Source organism: Microbacterium dextranolyticum, assembly GCF_016907295.1.
Taxonomy (GTDB): Bacteria; Actinomycetota; Actinomycetes; order Actinomycetales; family Microbacteriaceae; genus Microbacterium; species Microbacterium dextranolyticum.
The window spans coordinates 1,224,550-1,246,506 of record NZ_JAFBBR010000001.1 but is presented as its reverse complement, the minus strand read 5'-3'; the positions used below and the strand labels follow the sequence as shown (position 1 = coordinate 1,246,506).

Below are 21,957 nucleotides of genomic sequence, written 5' to 3'. Positions count from 1 at the left end.
GCGACGGTCTGGTCGTGTGAGATCTTACCCGTCGAGCCTTGGCGCTCTCGGGCATCCGCCGCACCGATCGTCGCGGCGGGCGCGCCTCGGACTCAGCCGAGGCACTGCGGCCCGAGCAGGCCCTTCAGCTCGCCGTACAGGTCGACGGAGACACCCACCCGGGCGGGGACATCGAAAACCTTGGCGACACCGCCCTTGTGGAGCTTCAGAGTGATCTCCGTCTCGCCGGGATGACGTTCGAAGACCCGCGCGAGCTCGCCCACCGTGGTCTCGGTGGCGCGGTGCTCGGGCATGAGCAGAACGAGCGGGCCGGAGGCATCCATCGAACCGAGATCCGGCACGAACGCCGACTGACCGTGCAGATTGAGCCCGTCGTCGCGCCGCGACACCCGCCCGCGGACAACGAGGATGCTGTCGGCGACGAGCAGCGATTGGAACTCCGTGTAGGTCTTGCCCATGAACATCACGGTGACCTCGCCGTTGAAGTCCTCGACCGTGATCATGCCGTAGGGGTTGCCGCTCTGCTTGGCGACACGGTGCTGCACGCTGGTGACGAGCCCCGCGACCGTCACGATGTCGCCGTCGTCCACGGCCTCATCGGAGAGCAGATCGTGGATCGACGTGGACGCGTGCTTGGCGAGCGGGATCTCGAGGCCCGCCAGAGGATGGTCCGACACGTAGAGCCCGAGCATCTCGCGTTCGAAGGCCAGCTTGTCCTTCTTCGTCCACTCCGGACGAGCCGGCACCTTGGCCGGCACCGCCTCCTCCGCAGCGTCGTAGAGGCTGTCGAAATCGAAGCCGATCGCACCCTGCGCCTCGTTGCGCTTGCGATCGACAGCCGCCTCGACGGCGTCCTCGTGGATCTCCATGAGGGCACGGCGCGTGTCACCCATCGAGTCGAACGCCCCCGCCTTGATGAGGGATTCGACCGTGCGCTTGTTGGCGACGTGCATCGGCGCTTTGTCGAGGAAGTCGTGGAAGGACGCGTATGCCCCGTCCTCGCGGGCTGCGACGATGCCGTCGACGACGTTGGCACCGACGTTGCGGACGGCACCGAGCCCGAAGCGGATGTCCTCCCCGACGGCGGCGAAGAACCGGATGGACTCGCCGACATCCGGAGGAAGGACCTTGATGCCCATGCGACGGCACTCGTTGAGGTAGACCGCCATCTTGTCCTTCGAGTCGCCGACGCTCGTCAGCAGCGCCGCCATGTACTCGGCGGGATAGTGCTCCTTGAGGTACGCCGTCCAGTACGAGACCAGACCGTATGCGGCGGAGTGCGCCTTGTTGAACGCGTAGTCCGAGAAGGGGAGCAGGATGTCCCAGAGCGCCTGGATCGCGTCCTCGCCGAATCCGCGTTCCTTCATACCGCCCGAGAAGCCCTCGTACTGCTTGTCGAGCTCCGATTTCTTCTTCTTGCCCATCGCGCGGCGCAGGATGTCGGCCTGGCCGAGCGAGAACCCGGCGACCTTCTGAGCGATCGCCATGACCTGCTCCTGATAGATGATCAGGCCGTAGGTCGTCGAGAGGATCTCTTTGAGGGGCTCTTCGAGCTCGGGGTGGATCGGGGTGATCGGCTGCAGCCCGTTCTTGCGGAGCGCGTAGTTCGTGTGCGAGTTCGCGCCCATGGGGCCGGGGCGGTAGAGCGCGATGACGGCCGAGATGTCCTCGAAGTTGTCGGGCTTCATGAGCCGCAGCAGCGCGCGCATCGGGCCGCCGTCGAGCTGGAACACCCCCAGAGTGTCGCCGCGCGTGAGCAGGTCGTACGCGGGACGGTCATCGAGCGGCAGGTGTTCGAGGTCGAGCTCTTCGCCCCGGTTCATCCGGATGTTCTCGAGGGCGTCCGAGATGATCGTGAGGTTGCGCAGCCCCAGGAAGTCCATCTTGATCAGACCGAGCGTCTCGCACGACGGATAGTCGAACTGCGTGACGATCTGGCCGTCCTGCTCACGGCGCATGATCGGGATGATGTCCAGCAGCGGGGCGCTCGACATGATGACACCGGCGGCGTGCACGCCCCATTGGCGCTTCAGGCCTTCGAGACCGAGCGCGCGGTCGAACACGGTCTTCGCGTCCGGGTCGCTCTCGATCAGCGCACGGAACTCGCTCGCCTCTTTGTACCGTTTGTGCTCGGGGTCGAACATGCCGCCGAGCTCCATGTCCTTGCCCATGACCGCCGGCGGCATCGCCTTGGTCAGCCGCTCCCCCATGCTGAACGGGAAGCCGAGCACGCGACCGGCATCTTTCAGCGCCTGCTTCGACTTGATCGTGCCGTAGGTGACGATCTGCGCGACGCGCTCCGACCCGTACTTCTCGGTGACGTACTCGATCACCTCGCCGCGGCGACGGTCGTCGAAGTCGACGTCGAAGTCGGGCATCGAGACGCGGTCGGGGTTGAGGAAGCGCTCGAAGATCAGGCCGTGCTCGAGCGGGTCGAGATCGGTGATGCGCATCGCGTAGGCGACCATCGAGCCGGCCCCCGAGCCGCGCCCCGGTCCCACCCGGATGCCGTTGTTCTTGGCCCAGTTGATGAAGTCGGCGACGACGAGGAAGTACCCCGGAAACCCCATCTGCAGGATGATGCCGGTCTCGTACTCGGCCTGAGCGCGGACCTTGTCGGGGATGCCGCCGGGGTACCGGTACTGCAGTCCGTTCTCGACCTCTTTGATCAGCCAGCTGTCCTCGGTCTCGCCGTCGGGAACCGGGAAGCGCGGCATGTAGTTGGCCGACGTGTTGAACTCGACCTCGCACCGCTCGGCGATGAGCAGGGTGTTGTCGCAGGCCTCCGGGTGGTCGCGGAAGAGCTGGCGCATCTCGCCTGCGGTCTTGATGTAGTAGCCGTCGCCGTCGAACTTGAACCGGTTCGGGTCGTCGAGCGTCGAGCCCGACTGCACGCACAGCAGCGCCTCATGCGCATCGGCCTCGTGCTGATGGGTGTAGTGCGAGTCGTTGGTGGCGACCAGGGGGATGTCGAGGTCTTTCGACAGACGGATCAGGTCGGTCATGACACGACGCTCGATGGAGAGCCCATGATCCATGATCTCGGCGAAGTAGTTCTCCTTGCCGAAGATGTCCTGGAACTCCGCCGCCGCCGCGCGCGCCGCGTCGTACTGCCCGAGGCGCAGACGGGTCTGGACCTCGCCCGACGGGCATCCCGTCGTCGCGATCAGACCCTTGCCGTAGGTCTGCAGCAGCTCGCGGTCCATGCGCGGCTTGAAGTAGTAGCCCTCCATGCTCGATCGCGAGCTCAGTCGGAAGAGGTTGTGCATGCCCTCGGTCGACTGGCTCCACAGCGTCATATGGGTGTAGGCGCCGGAACCCGAGACGTCGTCGCTCTTCTGGTCGGGCGAACCCCAGGCCACACGGGACTTGTCGCTGCGGTGCGTGCCGGGTGTGACGTACGCCTCGAGGCCGATGATGGGCTTCACGCCGACGGCCTTTGCGGCCTTGTAGAACTCGAACGCCGCGAAGGTGTTGCCGTGGTCGGTGACGGCGATCGCGGGCATCCCGTAGTCGGCGGCCGCCTGCGTCATCGCGCCGATCTTCGCGGCGCCATCGAGCATCGAGTACTCGCTGTGCACGTGCAGATGAACGAAGGAATCGGATGCCACCCGTCGAGTCTACGGCGGGCATCCGACAGGGCGGCGGGCTCGCTCAGGCGTCCACGTGGACGAACCGGACCCCGCGCGCCCGGAGGTCGCCGATCGCGCGGAGCATCCCGGCGGCGGTGCCCGACGAGGGCTGATTCATGTGCGCGAGGACGATCGCACCCGCCGTGGCGGTTCCCACCTCGGAGCGCACGGTCGCCGCCGAGTACGTCGCGCCCCCGTCGCCGTTGACGGAAAAGCCCACGGGCTGCTCCCCCAGTGCGCGGACGAGCCCGACCGCGATGTCGTCGTAGTGCGCCGTCCCCGCACGGAACATCGTCGGCGGGCGCCCGATGAGCAGGCGCAGGTTCTCGTGGTTCCCCCAGACCTCGTCCAGCGCCTCCCGTGCAGACCCGGTGCCGGGGATGTCGTAGGCAGCCCGACCCGTCACCGACAGAGGCACATGGGCGGTCCCGTGGTTGCCGATCGAGAACAGCGGATTCCCGACGAGCTGTGCGGCGACAGCCGTGTTCGCGGCGATCCATCGCGAGTTCAGGAACAGTGTCGCGGGGACCTGTGCCGCCATCAGCCCCTCGATGAGCGCGGAGTCGTACCCGCGGCCCCGCGAGCCGCCGCAGGCGTCGAAAGTGAGGGCGATCCGCGCCGCACCGTCGGTGTCGTATGGGGCGTCGAGCGTGCGGCGGATGCCCGGCAGATCCGTGCCCCACGCCGTCGGGGTGCGCCCCGCCACCCCGGCGGCGAGCGCATCGAGGTCGGGCGGAGCCGTCGAAGGATCGGGGTGCCGCGGCGGTCCCGCACTGGCCGGCGAGTGGATCGGAACGGCGGTCGGAGCCCCCGACGGCTGCGTCGACGCACTCGGGCGTGGCGGGGCGATGATCGACGTGGGCGACGCTCGCGGGCGCGGTGCACGGGAGGGGCGGGCTGCGCACGCCGAGAGCGCGGTCAGCCCGACGGCGCCGAGCGCGAGCAGGGCGGCACGCCGCCCCACAGCGTCGTGGCGCATGGTTCTCCCCCGGTCGATGGCGCGACCCGCGATCCGATCTGTCTCGCCGGTCGCCCGCGGCCACATCCTAGCGATGCCGAATGGCCTCGCCGGGAACGGGCGGCACCGTATCGCAGCGCTGTCACGCCTGACGACGGCGGACGATCTCTTCGCGCACCTCGCGGCGAACCACCTTGCCGACGAGGGAGCGCGGCAGCACGTCGAACTGCTCGAACGAGCGCGGCACCTTGTAGCCCGTCAGGTGCTGTCGCGCGTGCTCGCGCAGACGGTCCGCGGAGAACGTCGCCCCCTCGCTCAGCACGACGGCGGCGGTGACCGCCTCGCTCCCGTCCGGGCGAGGTATCCCCACGACCGCGGCGTCGACCACGTCGGGGTCGAGCAGCAGTGCGTTCTCGACCTCGCTCGGGCTGATGTTGAAACCACCCGTGATGATCAGCTCCTTCAGCCGATCGACGACCGTGACGAAGCCGTCGGCATCCGCGACGACGATGTCGCCGGTGCGCAGCCATCCTCCCGCCAGCAGGGTGCGCGCTGTCTCGTCGGGCTGGTTCCAGTACCCGCGGAACACCTGCGGGCCGCGAACGAGGAGTTCGCCCGCCTCACCGGGCATCCGATCGAGCGACGGGTCGTCCGGATCGACGATGCGGATCTCGGTGCTCGGGAACGGCACGCCCACCGTCCCCGGTCGACGCAGCGGCCCCATCGGGTTGCCGATGCTGATCGGCGAGGACTCGGTCATGCCGTAGCCCTCCACGAGGATGCCTCCGGTCGCCTGCTCCCAGCGCTCCACCGTCGCCTCGGGCAGAGACATCGCGCCTGAGATCGCGTTGCGCAGGCTCGTGAGGTCGATACCGGCTCGGGCGGTCGCCCGCGCGAGCGCGTCGTAGATCGGCGGCACCGCGGGGAGGAACGTGGGCGGTGTGCGCCGCATCGCCGTGAGAGTGAGTCCCACATCGAAGGTCGGAAACAGCACGATCCGCGCCCCGATCGAGATCGCGGTGGTCAGGCACAGCGTCAATCCGTAGGCGTGGAAGAGCGGGAGGACGCCGTAGAAGACCTCCTCGCCCCGGCGAAGGTCCGGCACCCATGCCTCGGACTGTGCCGCGTTGGAGCGGAGGTTGCGATGCGTGAGAACAGCGGCTTTGGGTCGACCGGTGGTTCCGCTCGTGAACTGCAGCACGGCGATGTCGTCGAGGACCGGTCGCTCCACACGTCGGGAGACCCGGCGCCCACCGATGAGCGTCGGCCACGACACGATGCCTTTGGCCGTGGGGCGTGTCGTCAGAGCGGCGCGCGATGCACGCGCCTTCGGCAGCGGCAGCCGCAACAGGGCACGTGTCGTGCGCGGCATCGCATCGGTCATCGTCACGGCCACGATGTGATCCGGACGGATGTCGGAGGGGAACTCCGCGATCGTGTCGGCGACCGCATCCCAGACCACGGCCACGCGGGCATGGTGCACCTCGAACAGATGCCGGAGCTCGGGCGGCGTGTACCGGGGATTGTGCTCGACGACGATCGCGCCGAGGCGCTGGACGGCGTAGAACGCCACCACGTGCTGCGGACAGTTCGGCAGGATCAGCGCGACCCGGTCGCCGTGCCGCACGCCGAGTCGGCGGAGCCCCTCCGCAGCGCGGGCCACCTCCTCGCCGAGCCGGCCGTAGCTGGTGACGGCACCGAAGAACTCCAGGGCGGGGCGCTTCGGGTAGCGAATCACCGCGTCGTCGAGCATGTCGGCGAGGGTCTGGTCGACCGGTGCGATGTCGGAGGGCACCCCGTCCGCATACGAGGCGAGCCACGGCCGGGTCGAGAGGTCGGTCATCCCTCCAGGCTAGGCATCCGTCCGTACGCCGCACGGCATGCGATCACGCCGGGAACGGGTGCAGGCCCTCAGCCGCGCAGCACCTCGAGGGCGTGCGCAAGGTCGGTGGGATAGTCGCTCGTGAAGGTGACCCACTCCGTGGTGGCGGGATGGGCGAAGGAGAGCTCGTGCGCGTGCAACCACTGCCGGCGGAGCCCGAGTCGCGCGGAGAGCGTCGGATCCGCGCCGTACAGGGGGTCGCCCACGCACGGGTGCCGGTGCGCCGCCATGTGCACGCGGATCTGATGTGTGCGCCCCGTCTCGAGGTGGATCTCGAGCAAGGAGGCCGAGGGGAACGCCTCGATGGTCTCGTAGTGGGTGATGGAGTCCTTGCCGTCGGGGGTGACGGCGAACTTCCACGAGTGCGACGGATGCCGCCCGATGGGCGCATCGATCGTGCCCGCGAGCGGGTCGGGGTGGCCCTGCACGACCGCGTGGTAGATCTTGTCGACTTCGCGCTCCTTGAACGCGCGCTTGAGGGCGATATAGGCGCGCTCGGTCTTGGCGACGACCATGAGCCCGCTCGTGCCGACGTCGAGCCGGTGCACGACACCCTGGCGCTCGGCGGCACCGGTCGTCGCGATCCGGAATCCAGCGGCGGCGAGGGCGCCGAGAACGGTGGGCCCCTCCCATCCGATCGACGGGTGCGCCGCGACGCCGGCGGGCTTGTCGACGACGACGATGTCGTCGTCGTCGTAGGCGATCCCGAGGTCGGGGACCGCCACCGGGATGATCTCCGGCTCGCGCCGATCCTCCCATTCGACGTCGAGCCAGCCATCCGCGCGCAGGCGGTCGCTCTTACCGAGGAGCCTCCCGCCCTGACGCACGCCGCCGGATTCGGCGACCTCAGCGGCGAAGGTGCGCGAGAACCCGAGCAGCTTGGCCAGGGCCGCGTCGACCCGCACGCCGTCGAGCCCGTCGGGCACCGGCAGGGTACGCGAGGGCATCAGGCGTCCACCGGACGCGTACCGGTGGCGCCGGGTGTCTCCGGGCCGGCATCCATCTCGTTCTCCCGCACGCCGTCGACATCCGCTGCGGATTCGGACGTACGCTGCGTTCGGGACTCACGCGAGCCGTCGAACCGCACTCCGATGAGGACCAGGAGCGCCACCGCGATCATCATGGTGACGATGAACATGTCGGCGACGTTGTAGATCGCGGGCATCATCCAGGGCGTGTAAATGAAGTCGACGACGTGTCCGACGGCGAACCCCGGATCTCTCACCAGGCGGTCGGTGAGGTTTCCCAGGATGCCGCCCAGAAGCAGACCGAGGACGACCGCCCATGCCCGCCCGCGGATGCGCAGGACACCGAGCACCGCGATCGCCACGGCCGCCCCAGCGAGGACCAGGGTGAAGAGCCAGGTCACGCCCTCCCCCAGCGAGAAGGCCGCGCCCGGATTACGCGTCAGGTAGAGCTGGAGCACGTCGCCCCACACGCGCACCGACGTCTGGTACGGCAGGTTCTGCAGCGCCAGATACTTCGTGAACTGATCGACGGCCAGCACCGTCACCGAGAGGATCGCGATGAGGATGCCGGCCGTCGCTGCACGCAGTGGTGTGCGGCCGTTCACCGTCCTGCTCAGGACGCCGAGACGGACGTGCCCGAGGTGGCGCCGGCGACGTCGAGGTCGCGGAGCTTCTCCTCGATGAAGCCGCGCAGCTGCGAGCGGTAGTCGCGCTCGAACTGACGAAGCTCGCTGATGCGCGTCTCGAGGGTCGCACGCTCGCTCTCGAGGCGGGCGATCTCGTCGCGGCCCTTGGACTGGGCCTCGGAGAGGATGGACGCGGCCTGGGCCTGGGCGTCGGAGATGAGCTTGTCGCGCTGGGCCTGACCCTCGGCGACGTGCTCGTCGTGCAGACGCTGCGCGAGCTCGATGATGCCGGCGGATGCCGCAGCACCGCCGACGGCCGGAGCTGCCGCGACGGGGGCCGGGGCGGGGGTCTCTTCGACGACCTCTTCGACGACGGCCTCGGGCTCGGGCGCGACAGGTGCGGCCTCGGCGGCGGGCGTCGACGCCGAGCCGGCCTCCAGCTCGGCGACCCGTGCCTTCAGCTCGTCGTTCTCAGCGATCGTCTTGCGCCACTCGACGACGATCTCGTCGAGGAAGTCGTCGACCTCGTCCGGGTCGAAACCCTCTTTGAATCGGACGTGCTGGAACTGCTTGGTGACGACGTCTTCGGGGGTCAAAGCCATGGTGTTACCTCTTTCGGGGGCTCACGACGCGAACCGATCGGGGCAGGCCGCGGTCAGCGGGCCCGTAATGAGACAGCATAGTCCGCCTGTCCGCGGGGTGCGAGAAGCCCCGCCGATCGGCGGATTGTCACGAACGCGCGATGGCGCCCGTGACGGACAGCAGGATGAACACGACCAGCATCGTCAGCGGAAAACCGAGATCGAGCGCGATCGGCCCGAGACGAAGCGGCGGGACGAGGCGACGGAACAGTCGCAACGGCGGGTCCGTCACCGTGAAGACGACCTCCGCGAGGACCAGGCCGAACCCGCGCGGACGCCATTCCCGGTTGAACAGCGGAATGTACTCGAGGATGAGGCGCGCGATCATCGCGAGGAGATAGAAGAGGAGAAGCAGGTTGACGACGGATGCCGCCAGACGCACGATCTCCACGTCTACTGGCTGAAGGGCGCCGCCTCGGGGTCGGCCGGCGCAAGCGTGCCGTCACCCGAAATCGCGACGTTCTCGGGAGAGAGCAGGAACACCTTGCTGGTGACCCGCTCGATACGCCCGTAGAGACCCAGGGACAGACCGCTGGCGAAGTCGATCAGCCGGCGCGCATCGGCGTCGCTCATCTGCGAGAGGTTGATGATGACCGGGATGCCGTCGCGGAAGTTCTCGGCGATGATCTGCGCGTCGCGATACTGCTTGGGGTGGACGGTCAGGATCTCGCTCACCGCGCCGGCGGTCGGCTGGCGCACCACGGCGGGGCGGTGCAGCGGGGTCACCGGCGCCGTCACCTTTTCGACGGCCCGTTCGCGACGAACGGGTGTCTCGGCGGCAGGCTCTTGGTAGACCTCTTCTTCGTCGGCGAGGCCCAGGTACACCATGGTCTTCTTGAGCGGGTTCGACATCGCATCCTCCGTTTGCTCGTCTGTGTCGAGGTTAACCGTGCGCGGGCCGCGGGCCCGTGATTGCCGTGCCGATCCGCAGGTGTGTCGCACCGGCGGCGATGGCGTCGGCGAAGTCCCCGGACATTCCGGCGGAGATCCAGGCTGCATCGGGCACGACCGTCCGCACGGCTTGTGCACTCGCGGCCAGCCGTTCGAACGCCGCGGCGGGTGCGCCGCTCAGCGGCGCGACGGCCATCACCCCGCGCAGGCGCAGCGAGGGGCAGCGGGTGGCGATGTGATCGGCCAGCCGCACGACGTCGCCGGGCGCCGCCCCGCCGCGCGCCGGGTCATCGGTGAGGTTCACCTGCACGAAGACCTCCAACGGCACGCCGTCGGGGTCGGCGGCGTGCAGCGCGTCGGCCAGTCGGTCCCGGTCGACGGAGTGCACCGCGTCGGCGGCGGCACGCACCGCCCGGGCCTTCTTGGTCTGCACCTGTCCGATGAAGTGCCACCGCAGCCCGTCGAGGTCGGGCAACTCGGCGCGCTTGGCGGTGAGCTCCTGCTGACGGTTCTCTCCGACGTCACGGACACCGAGTCCGTGCAGGCGCTCCACGAGCCCGGCCGGGTGGAACTTCGTGACCACGATTCGCGTCAGCGTCGCGGGATCGCGGCCCGCCTCTCTCGCCGCGGCGCTGATGCGCGCATCGAGATCGGCGAGCCGCCCCGCCACGTCATCCGTCACTTCAGGAAGTCGGGAATGTCCAGGTCGTCGGAGCCGTAGACCGAGTCGTACGAGTCGGTCGACGCCGGCACGACGACGGCTTCGCGCTCTCCGGCCCCGGTGACCTCGCGTGCTGCTTCGTCCGCGGGGATCGCCGGCAGCACAGGCGCGGCCACGGGGCGCTGCGCGGTGATCGGCTCGATGCGCGCCTGGGGCTCGCCGCCGTCGAAGCCCGCCGCGATGACCGTCACGCGCACCTCGTCGCCGAGGGTGTCGTCGATGACCGTTCCGAAGATGATGTTCGCCTCGGGGTGGGCGGCCTCTCGGACGAGCTGCGCCGCGTCGTTGATCTCGAAGATGCCGAGGTTCGACCCGCCCTGGATCGACAGCAGGACGCCGTGCGCACCCTCGATCGACGCCTCGAGCAGCGGAGATTCGACGGCGAGCTCCGCTGCTTTGATCGCGCGATCGGCGCCGCGTGCCGAACCGATGCCCATGAGCGCCGAGCCTGCGCCCTGCATGACGGACTTGACATCGGCGAAGTCGAGGTTGATGAGACCCGGGGTCGTGATCAGGTCGGTGATGCCCTGGACACCGGCGAGGAGAACCTGGTCGGCGGTCGCGAACGCCTCGATCATCGAGATGCCGCGGTCGCTGATCTCCAGCAGACGGTCGTTCGGGACGACGATGAGGGTGTCGACCTCTTCTTTGAGCTTGTTGACGCCCGCCTCGGCCTGGCTCTGGCGGCGGCGGCCCTCGAAGGAGAACGGACGGGTGACGACACCGATCGTGAGGGCGCCGATGGACTTGGCGATCCGAGCCACGACGGGTGCGCCACCCGTGCCCGTGCCGCCGCCCTCACCGGCGGTGACGAAGACCATGTCGGCGCCGGCGAGCGCCTCTTCGATCTCTTCCGCGTGATCCTCCGCCGCGCGACGCCCGACCTCGGGGTCGGCACCGGCGCCGAGCCCTCGCGTGAGCTCGCGACCCACGTCGAGCTTGACGTCCGCGTCGCTCATGAGCAGTGCCTGGGCGTCGGTGTTCACCGCGATGAACTCCACACCCCGCAGCCCGAGCTCGATCATCCGATTGACGGCATTCACGCCGCCGCCGCCCACACCCACGACCTTGATCACCGCGAGGTAGTTCTGGTTCTGGCTCATGCCGACCTCCATCTGTCCCGAACCGCCCGAAACCTTGATCCTCAAACCTTGACCCTCAAGTTGAGGCTTAAAGAATTGCCGAGTATGCAATTCCTGGACTGAACGTATGCGGAGGCATCCCCCAACCCTTCGAGGCCGCGGGCGTGTCGCGCAATCGGATCGAAGATCGGTCGCCGCTCAGCGCATGACGACGGCGTCGGGCGCCGAGACGTCGTAGCTCGAGACCTCTCCCGGCGGGCGCGCGGCCATCGCCGTCGCGAGGACGACGGCCTTGTACGCCGACTCGTCGGCGTTGCCCCAGACGACCTTCGTGCCCCCGGGCCCGAGCGTCAGCGCGACGTCGTTCCCGGTCGTCGCCGTCATCGCGGTCACCTGGGCACGGATGTCGTCCGGGAGGGCGCGGAACACCGTGCCGATCGCGGCGAAGGCCGGTGATCCGATTCCTCCGGCCGCCGTGATGACCGGATGCCCCGCGGGAGGTTCCGGCGTCGTGGACAGCGCCACTCCCGCGGCATCCACGAGCGTGTACCCGGCAGGGGACGAGATCGAGCCGATGGGCGTGCGCTCGACGATCCGCACGACGAGCTCGTGCGGCGGACGCGCCTCGAGCGTGTAGGACTCCACGAGCGGGAACGCGACGAGGGCCGCCTTGACGGCCGACGAATCGACGAGAGGCAGCGGCGTCCCGAGTTGACCGGCGAGAGCCGTCTCGACCGTGGCGGGGTCGAGCGTCGCGGCCCCCACGACGCGGATCTGCCGCACGGCGAACAGCGGGCTGTACGCGGCGCCGATGCTGCCGAGGATGAGCAGGGCGAGGGCCCCGACGACGCTCAGCCACAGGATGCGGCGGCGACGCTGACGGACCGTGAAGCGACGCACCTCGCTGCGCAGCGCCTTGCGTCGCGCCCGCGCGGCGGCCCAGACCTCGCGCACCCCGACCGTCTCGCTCTGTTCGGCGGCACGCCCGGGAGTGACCTTGCCGGACGCGTCCCGCGCAGCCGGGCGATCCGTCGGCGATCCTCCGGTCGCCCCCTCGGACGGACGCGCGGCCCGACCGGAGCGGGGAGCGGGAAGCAGATCCGGTCCACCGAAATCCGTGTGCTCGACGGTCGGCGCGGCCGTGTCCCGCGCGCGCGACCCGGACGCGGGGCGGGCATCCGCGGCCTGGCCGTCCGTCGGCAGCGGAACCGGACGCCGCACGGTCAGACCTCGGTCTCGGCGAGGGCCTCGAGCACCTGCGGGATGATCTGGTAGACGTTGCCGCAGCCGAGCGTGATGACGTAGTCGCCCTCGCGCGCGATCGACGCCGTGTAGTCCGCGGCCTGCTGCCAGTCGGCCACGAAGTGCACGTGGTCGGGGTCGGCGAACGCTCCGCTCACGAGCTCGCCCGTGACGCCCGGCACCGGGTCTTCGCGGGCGCCGTAGACGTCGAGCATGACGGTGTGATCGGCGTGCGACTCGAGCACCTCCGCGAACTCGCGATACATCTCCTGCGTGCGCGAGTAGGTGTGCGGCTGCTGGATGGCGATGATGCGCCCCGCACCGACGACCGTGCGCGCGGCGGCCAGGGCAGCCGCGACCTCGGTCGGGTGGTGGGCGTAGTCGTCGAAGACGCTCACACCGCGCTGCACCCCGTGCAACTCGAAGCGCCGCACGGTTCCCGCGAATCCCTCGACCGCACGGAGGGCGGGTTCGAGCTCGTGGCCGAGGGTCAGCAGGACCGCCACCGCACCGGCGGCGTTGATGGCGTTGTGCGCTCCCGGCACCGCGAGGCTGCCGGTGACGGACTCGCCCGCAAACGTCAGCGTGAACGAGACCGGACCGTGCGTCACGATGTCCGAGACGCGCACGTCCGCCGCCGCATCCTCGCCGAAGGTGACGACACGCGGATGCCCGAGCGCCGCACGCACTCGACGCGCGCCGGCGTCGTCGGCACTGATGACGACGGCCTCCGCGGCATCGTCACCGAAGCGGATGAACGCGTCGTAGAACGCGTCGCGGGTGCCCCAGTGATCGAGGTGGTCGGGGTCGACGTTGGTGATCAGGGCGATCGAGGTGTCGTAGAGAAGGAACGTGCCGTCCGACTCGTCGGCCTCGATGACGAACAGGTCGTCCGACCCGGTGCCGCTCGAGACACCGAGATCGGCGATGACTCCCCCGCTGACGAACGTCGGGGTGGTGTCGAGGGTGCTCAGCGCCGTGACCAGCATGCCCGTCGAAGTGGTCTTGCCGTGCGCTCCGGCGACGCTCACGAGGCGGCGCCCTCCGACGAGCCAGTGCAGGGCCTGGGAGCGGTGGATCACGTGCAGGCCACGCTCCTTCGCGAGGAGGAACTCGGGGTTCTCCGGCCAGATCGCACCGGTGTGGATGACGGTGTCGGCGTCGTCCGGGAGGTTCGCCGCATCGTGCCCCACGTGCACGTCGGCACCGCGCGCCGCGAGTGCCCGCAGCGCCGCGCTGTCGGCCCGGTCCGATCCCGACACGCGGATGCCGCGGTCGAGGAACATGCCCGCGAGACCCGACATGCCGGAGCCTCCGATGCCGATGAAGTGCGCGACGGTGATGTCGTCGGGGATGGGGAGGCTGAGGTCGGGTCGAATCATGGCGCGTCAATTCTAGGCAAGGGCGGCTGAGCGCCCGCCCGCGGCGCGCGGAGCGGTCATCCACTGTCTGTATTGACACATTGATACGATGTTCGATACAAAAGAGCGATGACGACCACCCCGGAGTTCCGATTCGCCATGGCGGCGCTGTTCGCCGCGATCGCCGTGGTCTGCGCCGTGTCGGCGATCGTCGCCGCACGCCGCCCCGGTCCCACGGAACGCGCGCTCTCGCGCTTCGCTGAGCGCAGCGGTCTGCGCGTGTCCGCGGATGTGCAGCCGCGCCTGGAGGCTTTCCTGCGCACCCGCACCGTCGTCGAGCGCTGGGCTTTGGCGGTCGCCGTGCTGGGGTGCGGTGCGCTCCTGCTCACTCCGCTCGGGGGGATCCAGGCCTTCCCGGTTCTCGTCGCGGTCCCGATCCTGTTCGCCGTCATGATGGTGATCGCGGCCGTGTCGGCGCTGCGCGCGCGCCTGTTCGCGCCGGCCGCCGGCGCTGCGCGGCTGGCGCGACTGCGCGTCACCCGCACGTCCGACTACCTCGGACGCGGGCCACGGGCCCTCACCTGGGTCCTGGCGTCCGCCGCCGGTGTCGGCGCGGTGTGGGTCGCCGTCGCCCTCATCCGGGGCGACATCGCCCCCGTCCCGTTCGCCGTCGCCGCCCTGACGGCCGCTGTGCCGGCCGGCATCCTCGGTGCGGCGCTCCCTCGCCTCGAACGGCGCATCCTCGACACCGGCCAGCCGGCCGGCTCGGAACTCGAGCTCGCCTGGGACGATGCCCTTCGTGCATCGGCGCTGAACGCGGGCCGTCAGACCTCGGCGGTCCTGTTCGTCGTGGCGCTGTTCCTGGCCGTCGCCGCGGTGACCGCGTCCGCGGATGGAGACATCGGATGGGGCTACACCCTGTTCGTCTGGTGCCAGCTGCCCCTGCTCTACGTCTACCCGACGACGGGGGCGCGTCTCCCTCGGCCGCTCTACCCGGACGGGGCTCCCGGCGGCACCGCGGTGAGCGCATGATCGTGCTGGACCCCGCGTCCTCCCTCCCCCCGTTCGAACAGCTGCGCACGCAGATCGTCGACGACATCGCCGCCGGACACCTCGTCGCCGGCACCCGGCTGCCGACGGTCCGGCGGCTGGCGGAAGACCTCGGCATCGCCCCCGGCACGGTGGCCCGTGCCTACCGCGAGCTCGAGACCGCGGGCTTCGTCGAGACCCGCGGCCGCCATGGCACGTTCGTCTCCGCGCAGGGAGACCCAGCTCTGCGTCAGGCGCAGCAGGCCGCGCGGGAGTTCGCGGCGCAGATGCACGTCCTGCATATCGACCCCGAGCAGGCTCTGGCGCTCGCCGCCGCCGCGCTGCAGGGGCTGCGGTGAGCCCGCCCGCTCAGCGGCGCAGCGCGTCGTCGATCAGCGCGATGACGTTCGCCGTGCCGGCGCGCGTGCCGACCTCCGTCGAGGCCGCCCCCATGGCCCGGAGAGCATCGGCATCACGCAGCAGGGGGACGATCTCGGTGCGGACGCGGTCGCCCGTGAGCTCCGCGTCCGGGACGATGCGTGCGGCACCGGCGCGCACGGCCGACGCGGCGTTCAGCGCCTGCTCGCCGTTGCCGACGGCGTAGGGCACGTAGACGGCGGGAATCCCCAGCGCACTCACTTCGGCGACGGTCGCCGCCCCCGATCGCGAGACGATCGCATCCGCGAGCGCGAAGGCGAGGTCCATGCGGTCGAGGTAGGGCACGACGCGATAGTCCGGATGCCCCGGATCGACGATCGCATTCCGCTCCCCCGCAGCGTGCAGGATCTGCCATCCGGCATCGACGATGTCCCGCCAGGATTCTGCCAGGGCCGCGTTGAGGCGCTGGGCGCCGAGGGAACCCCCGAAGACGAGCAGCACGGGGCGGGCGGCATCCAGCCCGAACGCCGCGGCCGCCTCCGCATGCGTCGCGTCGCGATCCAGCTCCGAGATCTCCGTGCGCAGCGGCATGCCCACCACGCGGGCTCCGCGCAGCGGCGTGCCCTCGAACACGACTCCCGCGGCGGCGGCGCGGCGGGCGCCGAGGACGTTCGCCAGGCCCGGGCGGGCGTTCGCCTCGTGCACGACGTACGGGATGCCTTCACGCCGCGCCGCCAGGTACGCCGGGGCCGATGCGTAGCCTCCGAAGCCGACGACGACATCGACACCGCGCTCACGGATGTACGCCCGCACCTGTGCGATCGCCCGCAGGAAGGCGGACGGGAACCGCAGCGCCGCGGCGTCGGGCCGCCGCGGGAACGGCACCTTCGCGACGATGAGAAGCTCGTAGCCGCGGTCGGGGACGAGCCGCGACTCCAGCCCCTCGCGCGTGCCGAGGACGAGCACGGTGTCGCGCGGGTCACGGGCACGCAGGCCGTCGGCGACGGCCAGGAGCGGATTCACGTGCCCCGCGGTGCCGCCACCGGCGAGGAGATAGGTCGTCGAAGCGTTCTCGGTCATCGCTCCGAGCCTACCGGCGAGCCCGAGGGCCGAGAGCGGCGGTCAGCGAGTCAGCGGCGGCGGGGACGGGCGTCGGCCGGGCTCGGCGACATGGCGCCCACGGGGAGGGTCCGCGCGAACGACAGCAGCACACCGCAGGCGATCAGCACGGACATGAGCGAGGTACCGCCTTGCGACATGAACGGCAACGGCACGCCGAGCACGGGCAGAAGTCGCAGCACGACGCCGATGTTCACGATGGCCTGGCCGATGATCCAGACGATGATGCCGCCCGAGGCGATGCGGACGAACGGGTCGTCGGTCTTGCGGATGATCCGGAACACGCCGATCGCGAGCAGCGTGAACAGCACGAGCACTGTGAGGCAACCGACGAGCCCGAGCTCCTCGCCGAGAATCGAGAAGATGTAGTCGTTCGCCTTGGCGGGAAGCCATCCGTACTTCTCGCGCGAGTTCCCGAGGCCCAGACCGAACACTCCCCCGCCGGCGAGGCCCCACACCCCGTGCACCGCCTGGTAGCAGTCGCCCTCGGCAGCGTTGTAGCAGGCCATCGAGTCGAAGTTCACGAGGCTGCTCATGATGCGGGCCATGCGGTTCGGACTCGTCACAGCGAAGTACGCGGCGGCGAACACGACCAGCGCGGCCGGAATCAGGAACAGACGCAGCTTCACACCCGAGAAGAAGAGGCATCCGAGAAGGATCGCCATGAGGATGAGGCCGGTGCCGAGGTCCTCGCTGCCGACGGCGACGATGCCGATGACCAGTCCGCCGACGGGCACCACCGGGATGAAGACGTGCTTCCACGAGCTCAGCAGACTCTGCTTGCGGAACATGACGTACCCCAGCCACAGGGCGAGTGTGAGCTTCAGGAACTCGGAGGGCTGCGCCTGCAGTCCCCCGATCTGGATCCAGTTCTGATTGCCGTCGTTGGTGACGCCGAGCCCGGGAACGAACACCAGCAGCTGGAATGCGATCGCGAGGATCAGCGCCGGCCAGGCGATCTTCTTCCAGAACGCAACCGGCATCCGGCTCGCGATGAACATGAGCGGAATGCCGAGAACGGCGAACACCGCCTGCTTCATGACCGTCTCGAAGGGCCCCTCGCCGGCGGCGAGCGAAGCCGCCATCGTCGCCGAGAGCACCATGACGAGCCCGAAACCCGTGAGCAGCAGCGCCGTCGAGGCGATCAACAGGAACTCGCTCGACACCGGAGCGAACACCTTGCCCAGCGATACACGCGCCGCGAACCCGCGCGAGGACGGCGGCTGACCGCCCGAGCCTTCGGCCGCCTCAGCGACGATCGGCGCTGGGCGGGAGTGTCCCGTCGTGGTCGTCGCCACTGGCTCCCCCATCGTTCGTTGCGTCGTGTGTCGTCGTCGCGTTTCCGGCGCCCCCCGCGCCGTCGACCCGTGCCCGGACCGCCGCCGCGAACCTCTGCCCGCGATCTGCGTAGGACTCGAACTGGTCGAGGGATGCCGCGGCCGGAGCGAGGAGCACCACGTCTCCGTCACGGGCGATCCCCGCCGCCAGTTCGACAGCCTGCGCCATGACGTCTTCAGTCTGGGCGTGGTCGACCTCGAAGAAGGGAATGGCGGGCGCGTGTCGTGCGAACGCCTGTGCGATCTCGGCACGCTCGACGCCGATGACGATCGCGGCCTTCACGGTTGCGCCGCGCGCGGCGACGAGCTCTGAGATGTCCACGCCCTTGAGCTGTCCGCCGAGCACCCAGACGGCGCCCGGGAACGCGGCGAGCGACGAGGCCGCCGCATGGGGGTTCGTCGCCTTGGAGTCGTCGACCCAGGTGATGCCGGACGCGGTCGCGACGACCTCGATGCGGTGCGGATCGAGCCGGAAGTCCGCCAGCGCGGCGGCGATCGCCGCGGGCGCCACGTCGAGAGAGCGTGCCAGAGCGGAGGCTGCGAGGATGTTGGCCACGACGTGCGGCGCCCCTAGTCCGCGAGCGGCCAGCTCGTCGAGCGTGGTCAGCTCGAGCGCGCTGGTGCGTCGCTCCGCCAGGAAGGCGCGGTCGACGAGGATGCCGTCGACCAGACCCAGGTCGCTCGGACCCGGCACGCCCAGGTCGAAGCCGATCGCCCGGCATCCGTCGATGACGTCGGCCTCTTCGACCATCTCACGGGTCGCCACGTCGGACTTGTTGTAGACGCACGCGACGCGGGTGTTCCGGTAGACGACGGCCTTGGCGTCGCGATACCCCTGCGCCGAGCCATGCCACTGCAGATGGTCGTCGGCGAGGTTCAGGCAGACGGCGGCGTGGGGCGAGAGCGCCTCGGGGCCGCTCGCGAGGGAGAGGTACCAGAGCTGATGGCTGGAGACCTCCACGACCAGCACGTCGAATCCCGCCGGATCGCGGACGGCGTCGAGCACCGGCACACCGATGTTGCCGACGGGGGCCGCGCGCAGCCCGGCCGCGGCGAGCATGGCGGCGGTGAGACGGGTCGTCGTCGTCTTGCCGTTCGTGCCGGTGATGAGCACCCACGCCGCCGGTGTGCCGTCGGGGCGGAGAACCTTGTCGCGCACGCGCCAGGCGAGCTCGATGTCGCCCCAGAGGGCGATCCCGCGCCCACGGGCCCACTGGATCACGGGGTGGTGCGGGGCGAACCCGGGCGAGGCGACGATGACGTCCGGGGCGAAAGCCACGAGCTCGGCGGGCGGCTCGGCGAGCGATCCCGCCCACAGCGGCACCCCGATCACCGGGAGAAGACGCGCGTACTCCTCGTCCGCCTTCTCGGTGACGACGAGCACGTCCGCACCGAGTTCGGCGAGCGTGTCGGCCGCGGAGAATCCCGTCATGGACAGGCCCAGGACGGCGACCCGCAGGCCGCGCCAGTCCGCGTTCCAGCTGCGCAGGCCGTCGAGGTCGGGGCGTCCGGCCGGGCGCGGATCCTCGGGTGCGGAGACGTCCTCGCTCATTGGGCGGCCAGCCATTCGACGTAGAAGAGTCCCACTCCGGACACGGCGAGCATGCCGGAGATGATCCACATCCGCACGACGATCGTGATCTCCGGCCACCCCCGCATCTCGAGGTGGTGGTGGAACGGGCTCATCAGGAACAGGCGCTTGCCGCCGGTCGCCTTGAAGTAGATGCGCTGCAGGATCACCGAGCCCGGGCCGATGATGAAGACACCCGCGATGATGACCGACAGGATCTCGGTGCGCGAGAGGATCGCCATCGCCACGATGACACCGCCGATGGCCATGGAGCCCACGTCGCCCATGAAGATCTTCGCCTTCGGCGCGTTCCACCAGAGGAAGCCCACGAGCGCCCCCACGAAGGCGGCGGCGACGATCGTGAGGTCCATCGGATCGCGCGTGTCGTAGCAGGCGGACTGATACGCGGTGACGAGAGCCTCGGACATGCAGCGCTGCTGGAACTGCCAGAAGGTCACGAGGCTGTAGGCCGACACGGTGAAGATGCCCGCGCCGGTCGCGAGTCCGTCGAGTCCGTCGGTGAGGTTCGTCGCGTTCGACCAGGCCACCGAGAGGAAGGAGACCCAGATGAGATAGGCGATCCATCCGACGATCGCTCCGAGCGCCATGAACGACAGCATCGGAACGTCGCGGAAGAACGAGATGTAGGGGGATGCCGGCGTCTGCTGGTACTTGTCGGGGAAGTTCAGCGCGAAGATCGCGAACGGCACGGCGACCAGCACCTGGCCGACGACCTTCCGCCAGCCGGAGAGCCCGAGGCTGCGCTGCTGGCGCACCTTCATGAAGTCGTCGACGAAGCCGACCACACCGAGCCCCACCATCATCCAGATGACCAGAAGCCCCGAGGTCGATGGCGGCGAGCCACCGGTGAACGTCCCGATCAGGTAGCCGACGACGGTCGCGAGGATGAAGACCACCCCGCCCATCGTGGGCGTGCCGCGCTTGGCGGCGTGCTGCGGGTTGTGCCCGTCCTCGGTGCGGATCACCTGCCCCCAGCCGATCTTCTCGAACAGCCGGATGAACAGCGGCGTCAGGAAGAGCGTGAAGGCGAGCGAGATCGTCGCGGACGTCAGCAGGGATCTCACGAGAACGATTCTCCCAGACGATCGCCCAGGTGCCGCAGGCCGGCCGAGTTGGACGATTTCACCAGGACCCGATCGCCGTCGCGCAGCTCGGTCAGCAGGTAGTCGAACGCCTCGTCCGGCGTCTCGAAGAAGACCGCTTCGCCGTCCCACGACCCTTCTCCGATCGCGGAGAGGTAGAGCCGACGGGCATCCGGCCCGATGACGACGATGCGTTCGATCCGCAGGCGCACGGCCAGCAGACCGATGCGGTCGTGCTCTTCGCCCGCCGCCTCACCGAGCTCGCTCATCGCACCGAGGACGGCGACCTTGCGCTGTCCCGGCTCGGTGATCTGGGCGAGCGTGCGAAGTGCCGCCGCCATCGAGTCGGGGCTCGCGTTGTAGGCGTCGTTGATGATGCGCACCCGGTCGGAACCGAGCGGCTGCATCCGCCAGCGCTCCGCGATCTGCACTGTCTCCAGACGTGCCATCGAGACGGCAGGCGGCACGCCGAGCACGGATGCCGCGGTGATCGCCGCGAGCGCGTTCATGACATGGTGCTCGCCGAGCACCTGCAGGCGCAGCGGCATCCGCTCGCCGTCGACCACGACGACGCAGGTGGTTCCCGCAGCGGTGACCTCGACCTCTTCGGCGCGGATGTCGGCGCCGGGGCCGCGCCCGAACCACCGCACCTCGACGCCGCGGGCCGCAGCGACGGCGGCCATGGTGACGACGCGGGGATCGTCGGCGTTGAGGACGGCCACTCCCCCGGGGCGGATCGCCTCGACGAGCTCGGTCTTCGCCTTCAGCGTCGCCTCGACGCCGCCGAACCCGCCCGCATGGGCGAGGCCGACCATGAGGACGACGCCGACGTCGGGGGTGACCAGGCCGGCGAGGCGCGCGATCTCGCCCGGACCGGATGCCCCGAACTCGCTCACGAGGTAGCGGGTGCCCTCCTCCACGCGCAGCATCGTCAGCGGCGCGCCCACCTCGTTGTTGAACGAGCCGCGCGGCGCCACGGTCTCGCCCTCGTCCTCCAGGATGCGGGCGAGGAGGTTCTTCGTCGTCGTCTTGCCGTTGGAGCCGGTGATCCCGGTGATCCGCAGGTCGCCGCGGTTCCGTACACGGGCGACGACCGTCTGCGCCAGGTCGGCCAGAGCGTCCACCGCGTCGGCCACGACGATCTGCGACACGGGCGCGTCGACGCGGTGTTCGACGATCGCCAGCGCCGCGCCCGCGGTGACGGCGGTTCCGACGAAGCGGTGACCGTCGGTGACCTCGCCGGGCTTGGCGACGAACACATCGCCGGGCTGGATGAGGCGCGAGTCGGTGTCGACGGCACCCGAGACCAGGGTGTCTGCGCTGTCGCCGCCGAACGGGTCGAGGGTTCCCCCGACGGCGTCCGCGATATCTCCGAGGGTCATTCGGATCATGGGCTGGAGTTCCTCACGCGCCGGAG

19 protein-coding genes are annotated in these 21,957 nt (G+C 69.7%); 2 read left to right on the top strand and 17 right to left on the bottom strand.

Annotated features, from left to right (window positions below; all coding sequences use genetic code 11):
- Window positions 1-92: 92 nt before the first annotated feature.
- The 12 genes from dnaE to murC form a co-directional block, all read right to left on the bottom strand.
- The gene (gene dnaE / locus JOE64_RS05615) at window positions 93-3,563 is read right to left on the bottom strand and encodes a DNA polymerase III subunit alpha (RefSeq protein ID WP_239531975.1); all 3,471 of its coding nucleotides are present in this window, start codon (window positions 3,561-3,563) and stop codon (window positions 93-95) included.
- A gap of 91 nt (window positions 3,564-3,654) precedes the next feature.
- On the bottom strand, window positions 3,655-4,611 hold the full coding sequence (locus tag JOE64_RS05610; protein ID WP_204963342.1) for a polysaccharide deacetylase family protein: 957 nt from the start codon (window positions 4,609-4,611) through the stop codon (window positions 3,655-3,657).
- A gap of 121 nt (window positions 4,612-4,732) precedes the next feature.
- Complete coding sequence (locus tag JOE64_RS05605) at window positions 4,733-6,433, bottom strand: long-chain-fatty-acid--CoA ligase (RefSeq protein ID WP_204963341.1); 1,701 nt, start codon at window positions 6,431-6,433, stop codon at window positions 4,733-4,735.
- Between the two features lie 68 nt (window positions 6,434-6,501).
- Window positions 6,502-7,419: an RluA family pseudouridine synthase gene (locus JOE64_RS05600; RefSeq protein WP_204963340.1), complete on the bottom strand. Its 918-nt coding sequence runs from the start codon at window positions 7,417-7,419 to the stop codon at window positions 6,502-6,504.
- Window positions 7,419-8,045, bottom strand: a complete 627-nt coding sequence (locus JOE64_RS05595; protein WP_204963339.1) for a signal peptidase II — start codon at window positions 8,043-8,045, stop codon at window positions 7,419-7,421. Before JOE64_RS05595 ends, JOE64_RS05600 begins: the two co-directional genes overlap by 1 nt.
- Before the next feature lie 8 nt (window positions 8,046-8,053).
- On the bottom strand, window positions 8,054-8,668 hold the full coding sequence (locus JOE64_RS05590; protein ID WP_204963338.1) for a DivIVA domain-containing protein: 615 nt from the start codon (window positions 8,666-8,668) through the stop codon (window positions 8,054-8,056).
- 127 nt (window positions 8,669-8,795) lie between these two features.
- Window positions 8,796-9,098, bottom strand: coding sequence for a YggT family protein (locus JOE64_RS05585; protein ID WP_204963337.1), 303 nt, complete (start codon window positions 9,096-9,098; stop codon window positions 8,796-8,798).
- 2 nt (window positions 9,099-9,100) lie between these two features.
- Window positions 9,101-9,559, bottom strand: coding sequence for a cell division protein SepF (locus JOE64_RS05580; protein WP_204963336.1), 459 nt, complete (start codon window positions 9,557-9,559; stop codon window positions 9,101-9,103).
- Between the two features lie 31 nt (window positions 9,560-9,590).
- On the bottom strand, window positions 9,591-10,280 hold the full coding sequence (locus JOE64_RS05575; RefSeq protein WP_204963335.1) for a YggS family pyridoxal phosphate-dependent enzyme: 690 nt from the start codon (window positions 10,278-10,280) through the stop codon (window positions 9,591-9,593).
- Window positions 10,277-11,422, bottom strand: coding sequence for a cell division protein FtsZ (gene ftsZ, locus JOE64_RS05570; protein ID WP_204963334.1), 1,146 nt, complete (start codon window positions 11,420-11,422; stop codon window positions 10,277-10,279). The genes JOE64_RS05575 and ftsZ overlap by 4 nt, the downstream gene beginning before the upstream one ends.
- Window positions 11,423-11,599: 177 nt before the next feature.
- Window positions 11,600-12,622: an FtsQ-type POTRA domain-containing protein gene (locus JOE64_RS05565; protein WP_204963333.1), complete on the bottom strand. Its 1,023-nt coding sequence runs from the start codon at window positions 12,620-12,622 to the stop codon at window positions 11,600-11,602.
- A gap of 2 nt (window positions 12,623-12,624) precedes the next feature.
- Window positions 12,625-14,025, bottom strand: coding sequence for a UDP-N-acetylmuramate--L-alanine ligase (murC, locus tag JOE64_RS05560; protein ID WP_204963332.1), 1,401 nt, complete (start codon window positions 14,023-14,025; stop codon window positions 12,625-12,627).
- A gap of 108 nt (window positions 14,026-14,133) precedes the next feature.
- Here murC and JOE64_RS05555 point away from each other — a divergent pair, with 108 nt between their 5' ends.
- The gene (locus tag JOE64_RS05555) at window positions 14,134-15,036 is read left to right on the top strand and encodes a hypothetical protein (RefSeq protein ID WP_204963331.1); all 903 of its coding nucleotides are present in this window, start codon (window positions 14,134-14,136) and stop codon (window positions 15,034-15,036) included.
- The gene (locus JOE64_RS05550; protein ID WP_204963330.1) at window positions 15,033-15,392 is read left to right on the top strand and encodes a GntR family transcriptional regulator; all 360 of its coding nucleotides are present in this window, start codon (window positions 15,033-15,035) and stop codon (window positions 15,390-15,392) included. Before JOE64_RS05555 ends, JOE64_RS05550 begins: the two co-directional genes overlap by 4 nt.
- Window positions 15,393-15,402: 10 nt before the next feature.
- On the opposite strand, the gene JOE64_RS05545 is transcribed toward JOE64_RS05550, so the two are convergent.
- From JOE64_RS05545 to JOE64_RS05525, 5 genes are read right to left on the bottom strand one after another with little or no spacing between them, the layout of a single operon-like run.
- Window positions 15,403-16,491, bottom strand: coding sequence for a UDP-N-acetylglucosamine--N-acetylmuramyl-(pentapeptide) pyrophosphoryl-undecaprenol N-acetylglucosamine transferase (locus tag JOE64_RS05545; protein WP_204963329.1), 1,089 nt, complete (start codon window positions 16,489-16,491; stop codon window positions 15,403-15,405).
- A 50-nt stretch (window positions 16,492-16,541) separates the two neighbouring features.
- The gene (gene ftsW, locus JOE64_RS05540; RefSeq protein WP_204963328.1) at window positions 16,542-17,840 is read right to left on the bottom strand and encodes a putative lipid II flippase FtsW; all 1,299 of its coding nucleotides are present in this window, start codon (window positions 17,838-17,840) and stop codon (window positions 16,542-16,544) included.
- On the bottom strand, window positions 17,779-19,419 hold the full coding sequence (murD, locus tag JOE64_RS05535) for a UDP-N-acetylmuramoyl-L-alanine--D-glutamate ligase (protein ID WP_239531713.1): 1,641 nt from the start codon (window positions 19,417-19,419) through the stop codon (window positions 17,779-17,781). Before murD ends, ftsW begins: the two co-directional genes overlap by 62 nt.
- The gene (gene mraY, locus JOE64_RS05530; RefSeq protein ID WP_204963326.1) at window positions 19,416-20,522 is read right to left on the bottom strand and encodes a phospho-N-acetylmuramoyl-pentapeptide-transferase; all 1,107 of its coding nucleotides are present in this window, start codon (window positions 20,520-20,522) and stop codon (window positions 19,416-19,418) included. Before mraY ends, murD begins: the two co-directional genes overlap by 4 nt.
- Entirely contained in the window at window positions 20,519-21,931 is a 1,413-nt protein-coding gene (locus JOE64_RS05525; protein ID WP_204963325.1) for a UDP-N-acetylmuramoyl-tripeptide--D-alanyl-D-alanine ligase, read from the bottom strand. The genes mraY and JOE64_RS05525 overlap by 4 nt, the downstream gene beginning before the upstream one ends.
- Window positions 21,932-21,957: the final 26 nt, after the last annotated feature.

Coding starts and splice junctions, on each gene's coding strand:
- dnaE (WP_239531975.1), bottom strand. CDS start 3,563: ATGCTCGATGGCGCCGCGAAGATCGGCGCGATGACGCAGGCGGCCGCC.
- JOE64_RS05610 (WP_204963342.1), bottom strand. CDS start 4,611: ATGCGCCACGACGCTGTGGGGCGGCGTGCCGCCCTGCTCGCGCTCGGC.
- JOE64_RS05605 (WP_204963341.1), bottom strand. CDS start 6,433: ATGACCGACCTCTCGACCCGGCCGTGGCTCGCCTCGTATGCGGACGGG.
- JOE64_RS05600 (WP_204963340.1), bottom strand. CDS start 7,419: ATGCCCTCGCGTACCCTGCCGGTGCCCGACGGGCTCGACGGCGTGCGG.
- JOE64_RS05590 (WP_204963338.1), bottom strand. CDS start 8,668: ATGGCTTTGACCCCCGAAGACGTCGTCACCAAGCAGTTCCAGCACGTC.
- JOE64_RS05580 (WP_204963336.1), bottom strand. CDS start 9,559: ATGTCGAACCCGCTCAAGAAGACCATGGTGTACCTGGGCCTCGCCGAC.
- ftsZ (WP_204963334.1), bottom strand. CDS start 11,422: ATGAGCCAGAACCAGAACTACCTCGCGGTGATCAAGGTCGTGGGTGTG.
- murC (WP_204963332.1), bottom strand. CDS start 14,025: ATGATTCGACCCGACCTCAGCCTCCCCATCCCCGACGACATCACCGTC.
- JOE64_RS05555 (WP_204963331.1), top strand. CDS start 14,134: ATGACGACCACCCCGGAGTTCCGATTCGCCATGGCGGCGCTGTTCGCC.
- JOE64_RS05550 (WP_204963330.1), top strand. CDS start 15,033: ATGATCGTGCTGGACCCCGCGTCCTCCCTCCCCCCGTTCGAACAGCTG.
- JOE64_RS05545 (WP_204963329.1), bottom strand. CDS start 16,491: ATGACCGAGAACGCTTCGACGACCTATCTCCTCGCCGGTGGCGGCACC.
- ftsW (WP_204963328.1), bottom strand. CDS start 17,840: ATGGGGGAGCCAGTGGCGACGACCACGACGGGACACTCCCGCCCAGCG.
- murD (WP_239531713.1), bottom strand. CDS start 19,419: ATGAGCGAGGACGTCTCCGCACCCGAGGATCCGCGCCCGGCCGGACGC.
- JOE64_RS05525 (WP_204963325.1), bottom strand. CDS start 21,931: ATGATCCGAATGACCCTCGGAGATATCGCGGACGCCGTCGGGGGAACC.